Here is an 18,999-nt window from a genome sequence, read left to right as displayed (position 1 = left end):
GAGCATATGAATGAAAAAGGTAATGGTTGGAATGAGCGGAGGCGTTGACAGTTCCGTCGCGGCTATGATGCTTCGTGACATGGGCTATGAGGTCATGGGCGTAACGCTGAAGCTCTTTTCGGATGAGGATATTTCCGAAGCGCAGAAGGAGGGAAAGACCTGCTGTGCTCTTTCGGATGTTGAGGACGCAAGAAGTGTGGCATATCGTCTGGGCTTTGAACATATAGTTTTCAATTTCAAAGATAACTTCCGCGAATACGTCATGAAGCAGTTTGCAGACAGCTATTTATGCGGAAGGACGCCTAATCCGTGCATAGAGTGCAATCGCCATGTGAAGTTCGACAAGATGCTGCGGAGAGCAATGGAGCTGGGCTACGACTACATAGCTACGGGGCATTATGCTGTGAACGAGTACGATGAGGATAAGGGGCGCTACCTTCTGAAAAGGCCTGCCGACCGAAGCAAGGATCAGACCTATGTGCTTTATGCTCTGACACAGGAGCAGCTTTCGTATACTCTGTTTCCTCTGGGAGGACTTGAAAAAAAACAGGTAAGAGAGAAGGCGGAGTCGGCAGGGCTTGTTAATTCACAAAAGCCAGACAGTCAGGACATATGCTTTGTGCCAGACGGCGATTATGCTGCCTTTATCCGTAGATTTACAGGCTGTGACACGCCCTGTGGAAGCTTTGTGGACATGGATGGCAAAGTTCTCGGTGAGCACAAGGGCATCATAAATTACACCATAGGCCAGCGCAAGGGACTGGGAATAGCTCTCGGACACCCTGCCTATGTTGTGAAAAAGGACATCGCCGCAAATACTGTGACTCTCGGACTGGAGTCCGATCTGTATACGAAAAGTCTTATTGCTGACGATTTCAACCTTATTTCCGTTGAAAAGCTGGAAGCTCCCATGCGCGTGACCGCAAAGACCCGCTACAGTCAGAAGGAGCAGCCTGCGTTAGTCTCATATCTCGGAAACGGTGAGTATATGGTGGAGTTTGACGAGCCGCAGAGAGCTGTGACCAGCGGTCAGGCTGTTGTTATATATGACGGAGACATTGTAGTCGGCGGAGGTACAATAAAATGACCGCACTGCTTGTTATAGATGCGCAGGAGCTTATAACCAACGACAGGCTCTATGCCTTTGACAGATTCACGGAAAACGTCCGCACGCTTATTGCTGAAGCGCGAAAATTCGGCGTCGAGGTTATATATGTCCGCCACGATGACGGCGAGGGAAAGCCGCTTTCAATGGGCAATGAGGGCTTTGATGTATACAGCGGATTTGCTCCCGAAGCAGGGGAGCGCATATTCGACAAGTACGTGAACAGTCCATTTCGTGACAGCGGACTCCTTGAATATCTGCAGAAAAAAGGCGTGAAAAGGCTCATAGTCACAGGTTTGCAGACGGATTACTGCATTGATGCCACAGTAAAATGCGGTTTTGAGAACGGCTTTGAGATGATAGTTCCCGAATTCTGCAATTCCACCTTTGATAATGATTTTATGACAGCAGAGCAGACCTACTGCTATTACAACGAATTCATGTGGAAGAACAGGTACGCAAAGTGCATTGATATGGCGGAAGCCCTTGATATGATACGCAATCCAAAAGATAAACCGAAGTTTATAAGAGTTAATAAGACGCAAATCAGAAGGGCTACAGAAGAAGACGCTTCGAGAATCGCGGAGATCCTTGTATTTGCAAAACGAATGAAGTATCGCTCGATATTTAATGACGACGCATACTCATTTGGAGAATTGCAAGTAATACCTGTCGCTAAAAAGTACATTGAAAATGGATTTCTGGACAATATGTTTCTGTACGATGACGGGATAATAAAAGGGCTTATCCGCATAGAGAAAGAAGAAATCCTTGAATTATACGTTGATCATTTCTTTCAGGGTCAAGGAGTCGGTTCTGAATTGATAAAATATGCCAAAGAAAACTATCCGGTCAGTTTTCTCTGGACAATTGAAAAGAATATTGATGCTGTACACTTCTATGAAGCGCATGGTTTTCACCTTACGGATACAAGAAAGCTTGAAGAAGGAACTACAGAATATATTGTAATGATGAGAAGATAAAAAGGAGAAAAATGGAATACAAATACGAAAAGTTAACTGATAAGATATATGTCTGTGCCAGCAGTGACCACCGTTTCGGCACAGACGCCTTTCTGCTGGCGGACTTTTCACAGTACCGCGCAAAGTACAAAGTTTGCGACCTTGGGACGGGCTGCGGTATAATACCGCTCATAATGCAGAAGAAAATGCCTCCGCAGGTAATATATGCAGTTGACATACAGGAGGGCGCCATAGAGCAGCTTCGTCTCGGTCTTGAAAAGAGCGAAACTACCGGAATTGTCCCAATATGTGCGGATCTGAAAGAACTCTGGGAGGGAGCTCCCCTCGGACAGCTTGATCTTGTGACCTGCAATCCGCCCTACAAGGTGAACAACGCAGGCTTCCAGAGTGTTATAACAGCGCAGAAAATAGCCCGTCACGAGATACTCTGCACTATAGACGATGTATGTGCCGCAGCTCAGAAGCTGCTGAAATTCGGCGGAAGGCTCTGCGTCTGCAACCGTCCCGAAAGGCTCAGCGATGTAATATACGCCATGAAATGCCATGATATCGAGCCCAAAAGGCTTCGCTTTGTATCGAAAAATGCCGATGAAGCACCGTGGCTTTTCCTTATTGAGGGCAAGAAGGGCTCCAAGCCCTTTATGAAGGTGGAGCCGCAGCTCTACATACGCAGCGAGAACGGTTTTTCAGAGGAATTGCAGAAAATATATGACACAGGAAAGGAGCAGCCATGAGCGGAACATTTTTTGTGATCGGCACGCCGATAGGAAATCTTGAGGACGTTACTCTGCGTCAGCTGGATACTCTGGCGGCAGTGGATTTTATATGTGCGGAGGATACCCGCGTTACACTGAAGCTGCTGAATCGCTTTGAGATAAAAAAACCTCTTGTGAGCTTTCATGAGCACAGCTCAAAGGCTGATGCGCAGAAGATAATCGACAGGCTGCTTGCTGGGGAGAGCTGCGGTATCGTGACAGATGCAGGTATGCCCTGCATATCCGATCCCGGAGAGGTGTTGGTGAAGATGTGCGCCGAGAGCGGGATAGACATTAAGGTGATTCCTGGTCCGAGCGCTGTGGTCTCTGCAGTTTCAGTGTCGGGACTAAGTACCCGCAGATTCACATTTGAAGGCTTTCTCCCCGTACCCAAAAAGGAGCGCAGAGAGAGACTCGAAAAGCTCAGGGATGAGACTGCGGTAATGGTTTTTTATGAGGCGCCTCATAAGCTGAAGAATACCCTTTCCGATCTTGCGGAGTTTTTCGGAGGCGACAGAAGGATCTCACTGTGCCGTGAGCTTACGAAGATACACGAGGAAGTCCTCAGACTTACGCTTTCCGAAGCGGTCGAGTATTACGTTCTCAACGAGCCGCGCGGAGAATTTGTGCTTGTTCTGGAAGGTGCCCGGGAGAACTCCGACGGCGAGCTTACCATTGAACAGGCTATGGAGCAGGTCAACAAGCTTATCAGTATGGGCGAGAAACCTACGGAGGCCTGCAAGGCAGTTGCAAAGGAGACCGGATTCAGAAAAAGCGAGCTTTATTCTCTTCTTTGATAGCTGTTAAATATACCTTTATTTAATTATAAATGATAGAAATGTGAAAATTAGTGTAAAAAGCTTGAAATTGTAAATGAATTGTGATATAATTATTAGCGTTATTATTACTATCACGGTAATTTATGCGACTATGTTCTAAAAATGTGCCATTTCAATACAATGAAAAAAAATCCTGCCGCGTCTTTTTTGCGGCGAAAGAAGGTTATGTATGATTTGCGATTTACACTGTCACACAACGCTTTCCGATGGTTCTCTTGGTATTGAGGATGTCATTGCACAGGCAAAGCGTATGAACATCGACTGGTTGTCGATAACAGACCATGATACCATGGCTTCATTTTCAAGAGCCGATGTTCTGGGCGAGCGTGCAGGAGTAAAGATACTCCACGGCGTTGAGCTCTCTGCATGGGACAAGGCAAGAAACAGCAAGGTTCACATTCTTTGCTATGCTCCCTCAAAGCCCAACAGGCTCGAAGGTCTGTGCCTGAAATCCTGCGAGATAAGAAAAGAATGCTCCAAGGAAATGATCGAGAAGGTAATGGAGAATTTCCCTATTACCCAGGAAAGCATACTGAAGCGTACCACTGCGTCAAAGAGTATATTCAAGCAGCATATTATGCGTGCTCTTATTGATTACGGCTATGCTCTTGAATTTTACGGCGATCTTGACCGTGAGCTCTTCAATCCAAAGAATGGTTCGTGTTATGTTGAGCGCGAATACCCTGACGTGAATTTTGTTATTGACCTGATACATACCGCTAAGGGAGTTGCTGTTATGGCTCATCCCGCACAGTACGATAATATCGAGCTTCTTGAGGAGCTTGCAAGAAACGGAAAGATCGACGGCGTCGAGGTTGGACATTTTTCGGCAGACAAGAAATGCCGCAGTGAGCTTTCTGCAATTGCCAAGAAATACGGCCTCATAGAAACTGGCGGTTCGGACTTCCACGGACTTTACAATAAAGTTCCTACACATCTGGGAAGCGAGGTCACAACAAAGGAAAATCTTGACAGAATACTCAAACTTGCTGCAAGCATGAAGTGATGAGGTTAAAATGGACATAAAAATAATCCCAGCCCTTTTGTTCATGGGACTGTTTCTGCTGTTTGCAGCGCCTGTTTTCGTTGGTATCATTAATCTCGGAAACGGCGCGGGAATGGCAGTATCGGCTGCACTTTCTCTGATTTTCTTTTTCTGGGGAAGGTTTTCAGCCTTTATCGAAAGGTGTCTGGGCTCGGCCCGGGGAAAGATATTTCTTGTACTTGCCGGGCTTGCGGTGGTTTTCGGGATAGTTCTTGCTGTTGTCATAAGTGTTTTTATGATAAAAGAGGCCAATGATCCTCCCGAAGACGAGAATACAACAGTAGTTGTGCTCGGCTGCAAGGTCAGGGACGGAGCTCCGAGCCTTATGCTCAGCCGGCGTATCGATGCCGCTTATGAATACCTTTCCGCTCATGATGGCGTATATGCTGTGGTATCGGGAGGGCAGGGCAGCGACGAGATCATCAGCGAGGCAAAGTGCATGAAGGATTGCCTTGTGGAAAAGGGAATAGCTCCCGAACGCATTTTTATGGAGGATAAGTCTGTAAATACCGAGGAAAACCTGCGCTTTTCCAAAAAGATCATCAAGGATAACGGACTTCCCGAAAAGATAACCATAGTCACAGATAATTTCCATCAGCTACGTGCTGAAATGATAGCTGAGAAATACGGGATAGAGGCCTGCAACATCTCAGGTACAGCTTCATGGTATCTGCTTCCCACTTACTGGGTCAGAGAATGGTTCGGAGTGACGTATTACAAGCTTTTCGGATAGGAGCGGAATTGCATGAAATGGATAATCAAGCATCTGACTGACGGCACATATGTTGTTTCATCGCGCTTTTTCGTCTATCATGTAGAGTTTGCAAGACGTTTCGCATCTAAAAAACAGGCAGATGCGTATATAGCATCATCAGGATTTGACAGGGGGAGATTTATCGTCGCCGTACTTCAGGGTGAGACAGATAAGAAGGAAAGACAATAATTTTTTAAATATGCAAAGGAATGATGAACGTGAAAATTGGTTTTTCAACACTCGCATGTCCCGAATGGTCATGGACTGACATTTACTCCATGGCAAAGGACTTCAAATTTGACGGAATCGAGATCAGAGGTCTCGGAAATGAGATCTTCTCAGTAAAGGCTCAGCCGTTTACGGAAAAGCAGCTCCCTGCTACCATTGAAAAGCTGCGTTCTTTAGGACTTGAGATCCCTTGTCTTTCTTCCGGTGCCTGCCTTAAGTTCAAGGATAAATATCAGGCTGCCGAGGACGAGATAAAGGCTTATGCTCAGCTTGCTCAGAAGCTTGGCGCTTCCTATATCCGTATACTTGCCGATCTCAACCCGGATCCCGCAGATGATGTCGATGACGACTATATCGTTGAAGCACTGAAGAAGCTCGTTCCTGTGGCAGAGGAGTACAATGTAACTCTTCTCGTAGAAACAAACGGCGTATATTCCGATACCGCAAGACTTGCCAAGGTACTGGATGGCGTTAAGAGCCGCAAAGTAGCAGCTCTCTGGGATATGCATCATCCCTACCGCTATAATAATGAAGCTCCCGAGACTACCGTTGCGAACCTCGGCGAGTATATAAAGTACATTCAGGTCAAGGACAGTGTTATGCGCGAGGACGGCACTGTTGAGTACCGTATCATGGGTACAGGAGATATTCCCGTAAAGAGAATGATAGAAGCTCTTGATACCATCAATTACAACGGCTACATCTCCCTTGAATGGGTAAAGCGTTGGGCAAGAGACCTCAGCGATGCAGGTATCGTTATACCTCAGTTTGCAGAGTATATGGCTCCTTACAAGAAGTCTCATAAGCATCCTCTCCAGACCAATATGAGAGGGGACGGCCAGTATCCATGGCCAAAGGAGCGCATACTCAACTATACCTTCCCCGATATCCTGGACCGTATATGTGAGCAGTTCCCGAATCAGTACGCTTTCCGCTACACTGAGCTTGATTATACAAGGACCTATCCCGAGTTCCGTGACGATGTTGATACATTCGCACGTTCACTTCTTGCTATGGGAGTAAAGAAGGGCGACCATGTTGCTATCTGGGCAACAAATGTTCCTCAGTGGTACATTACCTTCTGGGCTACTACAAAGATAGGCGCTGTACTCGTTACCATGAATACAGAATACCGTATCCACGAGGCTGAGTATCTGCTGAAACAGTCTGATACAAATACTCTCGTTATGATAGACGGTATAAAGAACATCAACTACGTTGACATCATCAAGGAGCTCTGTCCCGAGCTTGAGACCTGCGAGCCCGGTAAACTCAATTCTGCAAAGCTTCCTTACCTCAGGAACGTTATCACAGTTGACTCCGAGAATAAAGGCTGCTTTACATGGGAACAGGCTATGGAGCTCTCCAGGAACGTGCCCTACAGCGAGGTGGAGCGTGTGAGAAAGACCATAGATATCCACGACGTCTGCAATATGCAGTACACTTCCGGAACCACAGGCTTCCCAAAGGGCGTAATGCTTACACATTATAATGTAGTAAACAACGGTAAGGCTATCGGAGACTGTATGGATCTCTCCACAGCTGACCGTATGATGATACAGGTGCCTATGTTCCACTGCTTCGGCATGGTTCTGGCTATGACCGCTTCCATGACTCATGGTACGACAATGTCGCCTATAACCCGTTTCTCACCGAGAAAGGGACTGGCTTGCATCAACAAGGAAAAGATAACCTGCTTCCACGGTGTCCCCACCATGTTCATAGCTATGCTGGGACATGAGGACTTCGATAAGACTGATTTCTCCTACATGAGAACAGGTATCATGGCAGGATCTCCGTGTCCTATCAAGACAATGGAAGAAGTTGTCGAGAAGATGCATATGAGCGAGATCTGTATAACCTACGGTCAGACCGAGGCTTCTCCCGCAACAACTATGAGCAAGACTACCGACACACTGGAACAGCGTGTAAACACAGTAGGTGGACCGATTTTCGGTGTAGAGTGCCGTATTGTCGATCCAGAGACAAATCAGGAAGTGCCTGATGATGTTGACGGTGAGTTCGTGGCAAGAGGCTATAATATAATGAAGGGCTACTATAAAATGCCCGAGGCAACAGCTGCTGCTATCGACAGTGAAGGCTGGCTCCATACCGGAGATCTTGCAAGACGCCGTTCCGAGGACGGATACTTCAAAATCACAGGCCGTATCAAGGATATGATAATCCGCGGAGGCGAGAATATCTATCCTAAGGAGATAGAGGACTTCCTCTATACATATCCCAAGGTAAAGGACGTTCAGGTAATTGGCGTTCCCGACGAGGATTACGGTGAGGAGATAATGGCTTGTATCGTTCTTCAGGACGGAGAAACAGCGTCTGAACAGGAGATCAAGGATTTCTGCCTTGCAAGAATGGCAAAGCATAAGTGCCCGAGATACATTGATTTCGTTGACGGTTTCCCGATGAATGCAGCAGGAAAGATACTCAAGTACAAGATGAGAGAGCAGGCGGTTGAGAAACTTAAGCTCCATAAGGCTGACAGTATAGTTACTGCATAAAATTATAGTCCGCACTTTGCTAAGGTGCGGACTTTTTCTTTACAAAAAACGGGAAATATGGTATAATCATCATAATATCACCTGAGGAGGGAGAAACATGAGCAAATTATTCGGAAAGCTTGCTGCAATTATCACATCCACTGCTATTACTGTATTTTCCTTGCCGCTTTCTGCTCTAGCCACGGTACAGAGCGATATAAAAGTAACTGTTAAGAATAAAGAGGCAGTCTCTTCATGTCAGAAGGGCTGTGTTTCTATGCCTGTACTGAAAAAAAGTACAGGAGGCGATGATGATCGTATGACTCCTGTTGCTGCGTACACGCCCATGATGCGTAGTGCCGTTGGAGATACAAGCGGAATGCCCACTTCCTTTGACATGAGAAAGGTATACGGTATAACCTCTGTAAAGGATCAGGGTGAGTTCGGTACCTGCTGGGTACATTCTGCGGTAGAAAGCGCAGAATCGAGCCTTATAACTTCCGAGCCGGATATCGATATTTCCGAGCTTCATTCTTCTTATTATACATACTACGGTGATGATCAGATAAAGCTTTTCAGCTCCAAGACAGCGAATATCCTGAATGAGGGCGGAACTGCAAGAATGGTCGCCAATCTCTGGTCACAGTGGATAGGACCTGTAAAGGAGGAGAAGCTTCCTTATCAGAACGATAAGTTCTTTGACAGCAAGTATGATACGGATATGATGCGCTATTCGAGGGATTATCAGCTGAAAAACGCATATCTCTTCGATTTTGACCATGACAGAACCAATTTCGACGAGATAAACGCCGAAGTAAAGGATTTTGTTTATAACGGACAGGCTGTTGCGGTTTCCTATATGTCAAACAAGTCTAATAACTGGTCAGGGCTGTATAACAGTTCGTATACCAAAAGAAAACCGAGATTTGCCAATCACGCTGTCACTATTGTGGGATGGGATGACAGTTTTCCTTCTGCTCATTTCAAAAATACTCCAAAAGGAGACGGCGCATGGCTCTGCAAAAACAGCTGGGGAACAGATGACGGTGATGACGGTTATCTCTGGATCTCCTACTATGACGGCACCCTTTCGGATTTTGCGGTATATCAGCTCCAGGACAGTGATGAGCACAGTATTATTTACCAGTATGACAGCCTGATACCGGTACAGACACTTTCTGCCTATGATTCATCGGAAATAAACGGCCCTTCATATATGGGTGATATTTTTTCATCTGTAGGACCCACTCAGATAAGTTCCATAGGTACATATATATATAATGCGGGTACGGAATATGAGATAACAGTGTATACAAGCCTGACAGACGATGCGGATCCCACATCAGGTACTCCTTCCTCCGTGACAAATGGAAAATGCGACTATACGGGGTTTGTTAATATCGATCTTGATGAGCCCGTTCTCATTGAAAATACTGACAAATTCGGCGTTGTGGTAAAGCTTTACTGTGAGTCTACGCCTTTTGTCATTCCTCTGGAAAGCAGTCTCTATGTAGAATACCCCGATGGCAAGATAACCGATCTCAGCAATCTTGCCAAGGAGTCTCAGATCAGTACACTTACTGAAAGAGGACAGAGCTTCTTCAGCTCAGACGGCGAGAACTGGACAGATGTTGTCGATGAGGAATTGGTTTACAGTGAAGAAGATGAGCAGGCTCTGCTGGATTCATTTATCTTCCAGCTCTATGACGGCCTTGAGCCGGAGGATGAAGAGCTCAGGGAAAGTGCGGCTGTCGATGAAGGCTATTATACAAGGCTTTTTGAAAAAGGCGATGTTAAATCGACTTTCGGCAACCTTACATTAAAGGTGTACGGGGATCCCATAGGCAAGGTAAGATTCTCCCATGATGCAGGCGTTGTAAGTCCTGATGAAAAGGTAGAGCTTTACAACTGCCGGAAGGACGGAAAGATCATGTATTCGGCAGACGGCGGCGAAAATACCGAGTATGATTCTCCTATTGAGATAAAAAAGGAAACAACCATTGCTGCTTATACCGATTTCGGAGACCTGTATAAAGGACGGATAAGTGATCTGAGCCTAAATGCCGTTTCCGAGCGTTCCTTCAGACCGATGATTCCCGAGCTGAACTGGCTGGGATACAAAACGAGCGGAGATAATTCAATGCATGAGCTGAAATACGCAGTAAAACAATTGGAAAAAGAATATATGATAGAACTTTCTGCGTATGAAGATAAAATAACTCTGTATCCCGGAACTACCTACGGAGTAAACTTCAATGGAGAGTATTACGGCGGATTTGATGCGATAGAGATCGTAAATGTCAATTACGGGCACAGTGATATAAAGCTTACGCTCACTGGAGCGGGTCTTGAAGATAACGAGATAATCGTGCATCTTAACAGAGTTCTTGTAGGTCTTGATTATGTCAACGAGGTCATCAGCTTCAGTTATGTTGACAAGCTAATTGCTCCTGACGGCAGCGAACTGAAGGTCGGCTCAAAAATAGGGGAGTATGCAGGACAGGATCTTACGGCTGTTGCCAACGACGAGGAGTTCAGGCTGCATATAAATGAAAGACCTGAGATACCCCGAATGACCATAGACTATAAGAACGAGCTTCTGGGACCTGTATCGGAGAAGCTCATATCCAATATGGAGATATGTACAGGAGATGTTGACGGAGGCAAATATACTCCGATAACGGGAAGAGTTATCTCGGGCGAAGATCTGCCGGAGCTTGACAACCTTCAGTATTATATATCGATAATTCCCGGAGAGAATATCAAGTTCAGGCTTGCAGCAGACAGTGAGCACTTCCGTAGTGCGGAGGAGGTCTATGTGATACCCGATGCTCCTGCAAATGCGCCGGAAATAAAGAATATTGAGTATCTTGAAATGGGATACAGGTTTGAAGGGATAGAGCAGTGCGAGATAGGTGAGTTTGACTATATTTCACCTTTAATGCTTGACGCTATAGCTGAAGATTACGGCTACACACCAGGCACTTTCCGTGAAATACTCAGATCAAGATACGGTGACAGTGATACAGCTGTCGAATCGTTGTATGGTGCAAAATATAAAAACAAGGATACTATCGACTACGGATACGGATACGCTGTAAGATATGCTGCAACCGGCAGCAGCTTTGCATCAGCAAATATTTATATATTTAAAAACGAAAAGGGCGACGTGAACAAGGACCGCAAGGTAGATGCAGTTGATGCTTCATTGGTACTCGCGATGTATGTAGCACTGTCCACAAATAAAGACACTGTGTATGATAATGATGAGACAGAGCGTGCTGACTATGACGAAAACGGCATGATAGATGCAGTGGATGCGTCAATGATACTGGCTGTTTATACTTCAAGATCGGTTGCTGCCGGTTAATGGTGAAAGCAGAATGTATGTTTGAATTATCTGCCGAAAAAGTGCACAGAAGAAGTGTAATTTTTTGTATCTATTATGCAAATAGTATAAAAGAGGATGCTGCTGTTTGTGTAATAAACGTCAAAATTGTTTTACCGATTTGTAACTTTTTGTTGCGGCGGTGTGGATTTATGTTATTATTCACATAAAAAACGTGTTGAAAATGTACATTGCGCCCAAAAAAGATTAAGGAACGATACAAAATATTGACTTTAACCGCAAAATACGGTATATTTGTAAATGCAAAAGCAATTGTTGCACAATATTGATATGATCGGGAGTAAGGACATACGGTCATGTATCCTGAGAGATCAGTAAATGTGATATGAAACTTTACGGAGCTGCCAAGGCTCTTGTGACGGGACAAGCGGAGTACATTCGTTGGCCACCGCCGCTTTGGCAGATGAATAAAGCAGAGTATAAAATACATTTGCAGAGCACATAAAAGAAACTGATGACTATACGTCTTGGTTATAGCTTCAGAGAACAGAAGCAAGGGCGGACAAACGGCTGCAGGAAGTCAGCGGTGAGCACAATCATCGGACAGAAAATACGCCGCTATGATTACCGCAGATTATTAAACTAAGTAGTATTATACACGAAGATGTATAATATAGATATTTAAGGAGGAAAAATCTCATGAACACACTTAAGAGAACTTTAGCTTTAGTAGCTACACTCGCAATGACAGCTACAGCATTCGCAAGCTGTGGAGATGAAAAGAAGGAGTCTACTCCTAAGGAGGAGCCTACAACAACTGCTACTCCCGAGGATACAACTGCTCCCGAAGAAACAACAGCAGAGCCCGATAACGGTGACGAAATCGATGCATCTGTAAAGACAGGCGGCGATACATTCACAATCGCAGCTTGGAACCACGATGACGTTCCTTACCTCATCGCTCAGTGGAAGGGCCTCAGCTTCGATACAGTAGTTGAAGACCTCGCTGATAACAAGGTTGACGGCATCAAGTTCATCGACATGAACGTTGGCGGCGGCCAGGCTGCTGAAAAGTATGACCAGCTCTTCAATGAGGGTTCAGACCTCGACGTTTACTTCTGCGAGGCTGACTGGGCACTTAAGTACATCAACGATGACAGCAAGACACTTGCTCTCAGCAAGCTCGGTCTCGGCGACAGCAAGTTTACTAACATCTATAACTACACAGATGAAATCGGTAAGGATCAGAACGGCGTTCGTAAGGGTATCTCATGGCAGGCTGCAGCAGGCGGCTTCGCTTACAGAGCTGACCTCGCTGAGGAGTACCTTGGTGTTAAGAGCCCTGACGAGATGGACGCTAAGATCGGTAACTGGGAGAACTTCGTAGCAGCTGCTAAGGAAGTTTCAGAGAAGTCAAGCGGCGGTGTTGCTCTTGCTGATACTCTCGGCGGTCTCTGGCAGGCATTCGCTTGCGGACGTACACAGCCTTGGGTTGTAGATAACAAGCTCGTTATCGATGACTTCTGCAAGAACTTCGCTGACACAGCTAAGGAACTCTGGGACTGCGGCGGTGTTACAAAGAACAGCCAGTGGACAGACGAGTGGACAGCTGCTGGTGTATCCGGTAACTGCATGGGCTACTTCGTATCAACATGGGGCTTCGGCGGATTCTTCCTCGATGCTGCAGGTGGTGAGAATGGTGCTCAGTACGGTAAGTGGGCAGTATGCCAGGGCCCGACTCCTTTCTACTGGGGCGGTACTTGGATCGTTGTTAACCCTGAAACTGATAACGGTGAAGAGGCACGTGATTTCATTATCTCTGCAACTTCTGACGAGGCTCAGATGTCTGCATACGCTAAGGCTAAGCCTGAGTATGTAAACAACTCACAGGTTATGGACGACCTCATTGCTGGCGATACAGTATTCAATCCTACTGTTTCAGGCAACTTCAAGGATGGCCAGAACTACTTCAAGAAGCTCGCTGAGAATGCTAAGAGCATCGACTTCAAGGGCCTTATCACACCTTATGATTCAACAATCAAGGGCAACTTTGCTGACGCTGTTAAGGAGAACTACCTCGATGGCAACAAGTCTTGGGATGAGACTGTAGAAGCATTCAAGGATAAGGTTGCTGAATCTGTACCCGATCTCGAGTGGGATGACTAATTAAAAAAGTCTGAACTTTACAATGTAATAAATATGCCTACGGAATACTTATGTATTCCGTAGGTGTATATTTATTTGTACTATTATTCCGAGAGGGTGTGTGTTATGGCATCAGGCGCGCAGAGACGTATAAAGTCTATCAGCTACGCTAAGTATGGCTATATTTTTATATTGCCGTTTTTTCTTGTTTATTTCTTTTTCCAGTTATGGCCGCTGATCAACACATTTATCGTTAGCTTCCACGGCAACGGTAAAAATGTTGAAGATTGGGTTGGACTTCAGAACTATAAGGACATCCTGTTTGGCGGTTCACGTAAAGTAAGAGTTATCCACGAGAGCTTTTTCACATGTCTGAAGAATACAGTTATTCTTTGGGTTGGTAACTTCATTCCTCAGCTTGCTCTTTCACTCTCACTTGCTGTATGGTTTACAGAAGCACAGTTAAAGATCCCGGGCAAGGGCTTCTTTAAGGTTGTTATGTACCTTCCTAATATCATTACCGCTGCTTCAGTTGCTGTTCTTTTCCTTCAGCTCTGTGGTCAGTCGGAAACAAACCCAGGCGCAGTAAACCTTATACTCTATAAACTCGGCATCGTTAAGCGTGGTATTATAGGTAAAGGTCTCTATTCGACTGTTCCTCTTGTAGAGGGTGTATGGCAGTCGCGTATAGTTGTTATGTTCATTCAGACATGGATGTGGTTCGGTAATACCATGATTATGCTCATGTCAGGTATTCAGGGTATCAACCCATCACTCTTCGAAGCTGCAAGTATTGACGGTGCAAGCTCCGGACAGGTATTCAGAAAGATCACACTTCCTCTTCTGACTCCTATCATGGCTTATACACTTATCACATCTATGATAGGTGGTCTTCAGATGTTCGATATTCCTTTCCTGTACACAAAGACAGGTAACGTTAAGGATCATCTTAAGACGATGGCGGTCATGATCTTCCAATACTTCCATGCTCAGGCTAATGAGAATAAGATCGGCTATGCAGGTGCTGTATCTGTAATGCTCTTCTTCATTACTCTTGCACTCGGTCTTATAGCATTCTATATGACTCGTGACAAGGATGAGATCGCTAAGAAAAAGCAGCGCAAAAAGATCGCTCAGCAGGCTAAGAGAGAAAGCAAGCAGTTTGGAGGGATCAGTTTATGAGTAAAAAGATGAAATCCGTTTACGGAGATGTTAAAGAGAATTACAGCTTCAAGATCAAATTGAAGTCTACCATACTCTTTATATGGTTCCTGATCCTTACAATTATATGTCTGCTTCCTATTTACATACTCATTATAAATGCGACAAGATCACATACTGAGATTGCTAACGGTCTTAGCTTTATTCCCGGCGGTAATCTTGGTCAGAACTTCAAAAGGGTGTTTACAAGTCCTGAGTACAAAATAGCTTATAATGCACTGCACGGTTATAAGAACAGCTTGTTCATCACTTGCTGCTCAACTTTCCTTACAGTTTTCTTCTCAGCACTTACTGCTTATGGTATCCATGTATACGATTTCAAGCTCAAGGAGATTTCTTACTCGGTCATCCTCCTTGTAATGATGGTTCCTATGCAGGTAACATCCGCAGGTTTCGTAAGCTTTATGTCAGACCTTAAGCTGACAAATACTTACTGGCCTCTTATACTTCCATCAATAGCAGCTCCTGCAGTTGTTTACTTCATGAGGTCATACATGAAGTCGTCATTCCCTCTCGATATCGTTGAGGCAGCACGAATTGATGGTTGCGGCGAATTCAGGACTTTCTTATCTATTGCAATTCCTATGATGAAACCCGCTATAGCAGTTCAGGCTATATTCGCTTTCATCGCAAGCTGGAACAACTTCTATACACCTAACATGATCCTCATCAGCGTTGATATGAAGAAGAAGACACTTCCTATGATGGTATCTGCTCTTCAGTCATCTGATAAGTTCAATGATTATGGTGCTATCTATCTTGCAATTGCACTTTCTATTATTCCAATCATTATTGCTTACGTTCTCCTTTCGAGATTCATCATTGCTGGTGTTGCTCTCGGCGGCGTTAAGGAATAATTAAACAAATCACAGCACACTTCGGTGTGCTGTTTTTTATTTCAGGCACTTCGGCGCCTTTTTTTGTTCTATTTTCATCTTCTTACGAATAAGATTGAAGTGTAAGGAGCTGATGAAATGAAAGGCAGTACAAGCTATGAGGTAATACTAAGATATGTTCCCGATAAACTGAGACAACTCATGAGAACTGTCACTCAGAAATGTCAGGAAGAACTTATGGAAGTAAGATTAAGGTCAAAAGGACCTGTTTACTATGTTTTTGCGGATAGAATAATGTTCCTGAAAGCAAATGGAGGCCTTTCGGCTGTATATGACAGTGATTCATATAGAGTAGTAGCTTCTGAAGTGAATGATTGTATTGACAGGCTGTGCCATTATTCACTTCACAGCTGCAGGAAACAGTTGTCAGTTGGATTTTTTGTTATTGAAAACGGTATAAGGGCTGGCATTTCCGGCGTTTATTCATCCTCGGAGCCAAGTGTGCTGGTTGAATTCTGTTCCGTGAATTTTCGCATATCAAGAAGCGTTTTCGGTTGTGCAGACAAGCTCTTTTCACAGGTATCAGATAAAAATGTCCTCATATGCGGAGGTGTAAATTCGGGAAAAACCACCATTCTCAGGGATCTATGCCGTCTTACGGGGAGCTTTTATAAAACTGCACTTATTGATGAAAGAAACGAGATAGCTTGTGTCAGCGGAGGGGAACCGCAGCATAACGTCGGTATAATGACTGATATTATAGCTGACCGCAGTCGCCATGACGGGATAATTTCAGCTGTTCGAACATTGTCTCCTGATGTTATTATATGTGATGAGATAGCTTCTGTCGATGACTCTGAGGCTGTTATCAGCGGACTTGGCTGCGGAGTTCGTTTTATTGTGACAGCACACGGGGAGAATATGAAGGAAATACGTCGAAGAAAGGCTATTTCAATGCTTCTGGAAAGTGGTTTTATTGACAGAATCGTTTTTCTTTGCGGAGCGTCTTACCCGGGAGAAATAAGGGAGATCGTGAGGGCAGACCATGATTTTTAAGCTTCTGGCGGCAATATTCTTTGCTCTGGGCGGCTCATTCTGCGGTATATGCTGCTCGGGAAGGCTGAAAAGCAGGGCAGATATATGCAATGATTCGGTAAGAATAATGAGATCATGCGGTATAATGATACGAAGCAGTGGTGCAGATGTGTACAAGCTTATGCTTGAACTGAAAAAAACGGGAGTAGGTTTGCTGCATTTCATCGGAAAAATGCCCGATATATATACAGAAACAGTGAATTTCCGCAGTCTCTGGGCAGATGCGGTCAGCTCGGAAAGCGGTATTCCGGCGGAAGAAAAAAAGCTTCTTATTGACTTCGGGAATATACTCGGTACTACCGACATTGAGGGGCAGATAAGCTCTATAGCGGCACAGATCACACTTATGGAAGGACTTCGTGAGCAGCGTATGGCTGAGTATAGACAGAAGGGCAGACTGTACAGGAGTCTGGGCGTTATGGCAGGTGTTATGATAGGTATTATTATTATCTGAGGTGCGGAATGGATATTGATCTTATATTTAAAATAGCCGGGACGGGTATAATCGTTGCTGTGCTCAATCTTGTATTGAAAAGGGCAGAAAGGGAGGAACAGGCAATGATGACTACTCTTGCAGGGATAATCGTTGTTCTTGTGGTTATAATCGATGAGATAGGCGACCTTTTTGAAAAGGTCAAATCAGTTTTCGGGCTATGGTAGATAATTGTTTAACTGTGGGGATATTCTGCGTATGTGGTGCGCTTCTGTCCCTGATACTGAAGCAATACTGTACGGAACACTCCCTGACAGTTTCGCTGGCTGTATGTACTGCTGTACTTACTGCCTTTGTACTTATGCTTGCATCACCTGTTTCAGAGCTGCGGATAATTCTGGAAGCTGCGGAAATATCCGAAGAGTATATATCTGTAATGTTCAAGGCTCTGGCTATATGCTGTATAACGCATATTGCTGCGGAGCTTTGCAGAGACAGCGGAGAGAGTGCTATGGGATCTGCTGCCGAGCTCTGGGGAAGAGGAGCTCTAATAACTATAAGTATCCCTGTATTCAATGCCTTTCTGAAACTGATCGAAAAGCTTTTATAAGGTGTATTATGAAAAGATCTTTGATTATTCTGTTAATTGTTGCACTTCTCTATATGATAATGATACCTGTTGATTCTTCGGCAGAAGAAATGTCTGATACGGCGGATAGATACAGTATTCAGCTTGATGATATACTTGCTGATAATGATATAGCATACAGCTCGGATGAACTGAGCAGAATATCATTTAAAGGATTTGCAGGTATGATTAGCGACAGTTTAGGTGATACGCCCTTTTCATCGTTGAAGCTTCTTGGAAAGATACTTCTTATAATAGTTATCACCAGTGTGTTGAAGAATGCTGGCGGAGGGATGATCACTAAGGACTGTGATATTTATGGTTATATTTGCGCTATCTCTGCTGTTACACTGATTTCTGAGCCTCTTGTTGCCGCCTTTGAAAGCGTTTTTGAAGCAGTGAGACGCTGCGGAGAGCTTGTGTCTGTATTTATCCCTGTTTTCTGTGGTATAACAGTTGCCTGCGGATGTGTGACCTCGGCAGGACTATATGATATATACGTACTTGCTGCATCTGAAATGATAGTATGGCTTTCAAAAAGCTTTATCATGCCATCTGTCAGTATTTCGACTATGCTTTCTGTAACAGGCTGTGTTTCCGGAGAAATTAATTTCAGCGGTATAGTCCAGCTTATAAAAAAGGTCATAACATGGGGAATGACTGTTGCGATGACTCTTTTTACGGGATTTCTCACGCTTAAATGTACGATCTCGGGAAAAGCGGACGGTGCAGTGACAAAAACGGCCCGTTTTCTTATTTCGGGAAGTGTCCCCATAGTTGGCGGAGCAGTTTCAGATGCTTATGCAACAGTCAGAAGCAGTTTTGAGATAATACGCAGTACAGTGGGGACGGCAGGATGTTTTGTGGTTGCGGTCATTATTCTGCCGCCTCTGCTGAATATAATCATACTTCGTGCAGTAATGTGGACAGTCTCTGCCGCGGCGGAGCTTTTTTCCGAGGACAGTATGTCAAAGCTTGCAAAGGCCCTTGATAACGGGCTTGCAGTAGCTCAGAGCGTTCTGATCTGCTACGGATTGATGTTTATACTGTCAACAGGAATACTTTTGAATATCTCCGGAGGCTAA

The 18,999-nt window shown here is 44.8% G+C and carries 17 protein-coding genes and 1 pseudogene; all 18 read left to right on the top strand.

Features of this window, described 5'->3' with window-relative positions:
• The first annotated feature begins 10 nt into the window (after positions 1-10).
• The 18 genes and pseudogenes from mnmA (at position 11) to RF007C_RS09540 (ending at position 18,999) form a co-directional block, all read left to right on the top strand.
• Positions 11-1,087, top strand: coding sequence for a tRNA 2-thiouridine(34) synthase MnmA (gene mnmA / locus RF007C_RS09625; RefSeq protein ID WP_037299391.1), 1,077 nt, complete (start codon positions 11-13; stop codon positions 1,085-1,087).
• Positions 1,084-1,605: pseudogene (locus RF007C_RS09620) on the top strand (cysteine hydrolase family protein); the annotation flags it as partial. The gene mnmA and the pseudogene RF007C_RS09620, both read left to right, overlap by 4 nt.
• Positions 1,579-2,088: a GNAT family N-acetyltransferase gene (locus tag RF007C_RS18065; RefSeq protein ID WP_343203237.1), complete on the top strand. Its 510-nt coding sequence runs from the start codon at positions 1,579-1,581 to the stop codon at positions 2,086-2,088. The pseudogene RF007C_RS09620 and the gene RF007C_RS18065, both read left to right, overlap by 27 nt.
• 11 nt (positions 2,089-2,099) lie before the next feature.
• Complete coding sequence (locus tag RF007C_RS09610; RefSeq protein WP_037299389.1) at positions 2,100-2,822, top strand: tRNA1(Val) (adenine(37)-N6)-methyltransferase; 723 nt, start codon at positions 2,100-2,102, stop codon at positions 2,820-2,822.
• On the top strand, positions 2,819-3,640 hold the full coding sequence (gene rsmI / locus RF007C_RS09605; RefSeq protein ID WP_037299387.1) for a 16S rRNA (cytidine(1402)-2'-O)-methyltransferase: 822 nt from the start codon (positions 2,819-2,821) through the stop codon (positions 3,638-3,640). Before RF007C_RS09610 ends, rsmI begins: the two co-directional genes overlap by 4 nt.
• A 211-nt stretch (positions 3,641-3,851) precedes the next feature.
• Positions 3,852-4,688, top strand: coding sequence for a PHP domain-containing protein (locus RF007C_RS09600; protein ID WP_037299385.1), 837 nt, complete (start codon positions 3,852-3,854; stop codon positions 4,686-4,688).
• A 10-nt stretch (positions 4,689-4,698) separates the two neighbouring features.
• Entirely contained in the window at positions 4,699-5,460 is a 762-nt protein-coding gene (locus RF007C_RS09595) for a YdcF family protein (protein WP_037299384.1), read from the top strand.
• Positions 5,461-5,472: 12 nt separating this feature from the next.
• Positions 5,473-5,670, top strand: a complete 198-nt coding sequence (locus tag RF007C_RS09590; protein ID WP_037299383.1) for a hypothetical protein — start codon at positions 5,473-5,475, stop codon at positions 5,668-5,670.
• Positions 5,671-5,699: 29 nt separating this feature from the next.
• Positions 5,700-8,228 (top strand): AMP-binding protein, encoded by a 2,529-nt coding sequence (locus tag RF007C_RS09585; protein WP_037299451.1) that lies wholly within the window; start codon positions 5,700-5,702, stop codon positions 8,226-8,228.
• Positions 8,229-8,325: 97 nt separating this feature from the next.
• Positions 8,326-11,577 (top strand): C1 family peptidase, encoded by a 3,252-nt coding sequence (locus RF007C_RS09580; RefSeq protein ID WP_037299382.1) that lies wholly within the window; start codon positions 8,326-8,328, stop codon positions 11,575-11,577.
• 678 nt (positions 11,578-12,255) lie between these two features.
• Complete coding sequence (locus tag RF007C_RS09575; RefSeq protein WP_037299381.1) at positions 12,256-13,722, top strand: ABC transporter substrate-binding protein; 1,467 nt, start codon at positions 12,256-12,258, stop codon at positions 13,720-13,722.
• A gap of 105 nt (positions 13,723-13,827) precedes the next feature.
• Complete coding sequence (locus RF007C_RS09570; protein WP_019678865.1) at positions 13,828-14,883, top strand: carbohydrate ABC transporter permease; 1,056 nt, start codon at positions 13,828-13,830, stop codon at positions 14,881-14,883.
• Positions 14,880-15,779: a carbohydrate ABC transporter permease gene (locus RF007C_RS09565; RefSeq protein WP_037299380.1), complete on the top strand. Its 900-nt coding sequence runs from the start codon at positions 14,880-14,882 to the stop codon at positions 15,777-15,779. The genes RF007C_RS09570 and RF007C_RS09565 overlap by 4 nt, the downstream gene beginning before the upstream one ends.
• Positions 15,780-15,896: 117 nt before the next feature.
• Entirely contained in the window at positions 15,897-16,814 is a 918-nt protein-coding gene (locus tag RF007C_RS09560; protein WP_037299379.1) for a hypothetical protein, read from the top strand.
• Positions 16,804-17,307, top strand: a complete 504-nt coding sequence (locus RF007C_RS09555; RefSeq protein WP_037299378.1) for a stage III sporulation protein AB — start codon at positions 16,804-16,806, stop codon at positions 17,305-17,307. Before RF007C_RS09560 ends, RF007C_RS09555 begins: the two co-directional genes overlap by 11 nt.
• Before the next feature lie 8 nt (positions 17,308-17,315).
• Entirely contained in the window at positions 17,316-17,513 is a 198-nt protein-coding gene (spoIIIAC, locus tag RF007C_RS09550) for a stage III sporulation protein AC (RefSeq protein ID WP_019678860.1), read from the top strand.
• Positions 17,507-17,896, top strand: coding sequence for a stage III sporulation AC/AD family protein (locus RF007C_RS09545; protein ID WP_037299376.1), 390 nt, complete (start codon positions 17,507-17,509; stop codon positions 17,894-17,896). Before spoIIIAC ends, RF007C_RS09545 begins: the two co-directional genes overlap by 7 nt.
• A gap of 8 nt (positions 17,897-17,904) precedes the next feature.
• A complete protein-coding gene (locus RF007C_RS09540) occupies positions 17,905-18,999 on the top strand; it encodes a stage III sporulation protein AE (protein WP_037299374.1) in 1,095 nt (364 codons plus the stop codon).

Origin of the sequence: Ruminococcus flavefaciens 007c, assembly GCF_000571935.1 — a bacterium.
Classification (GTDB): domain Bacteria; phylum Bacillota; class Clostridia; order Oscillospirales; family Ruminococcaceae; genus Ruminococcus; species Ruminococcus flavefaciens_F.
Note: the sequence above shows the minus strand (reverse complement) of the source record. Positions and strands in the feature narration are given on the sequence as shown.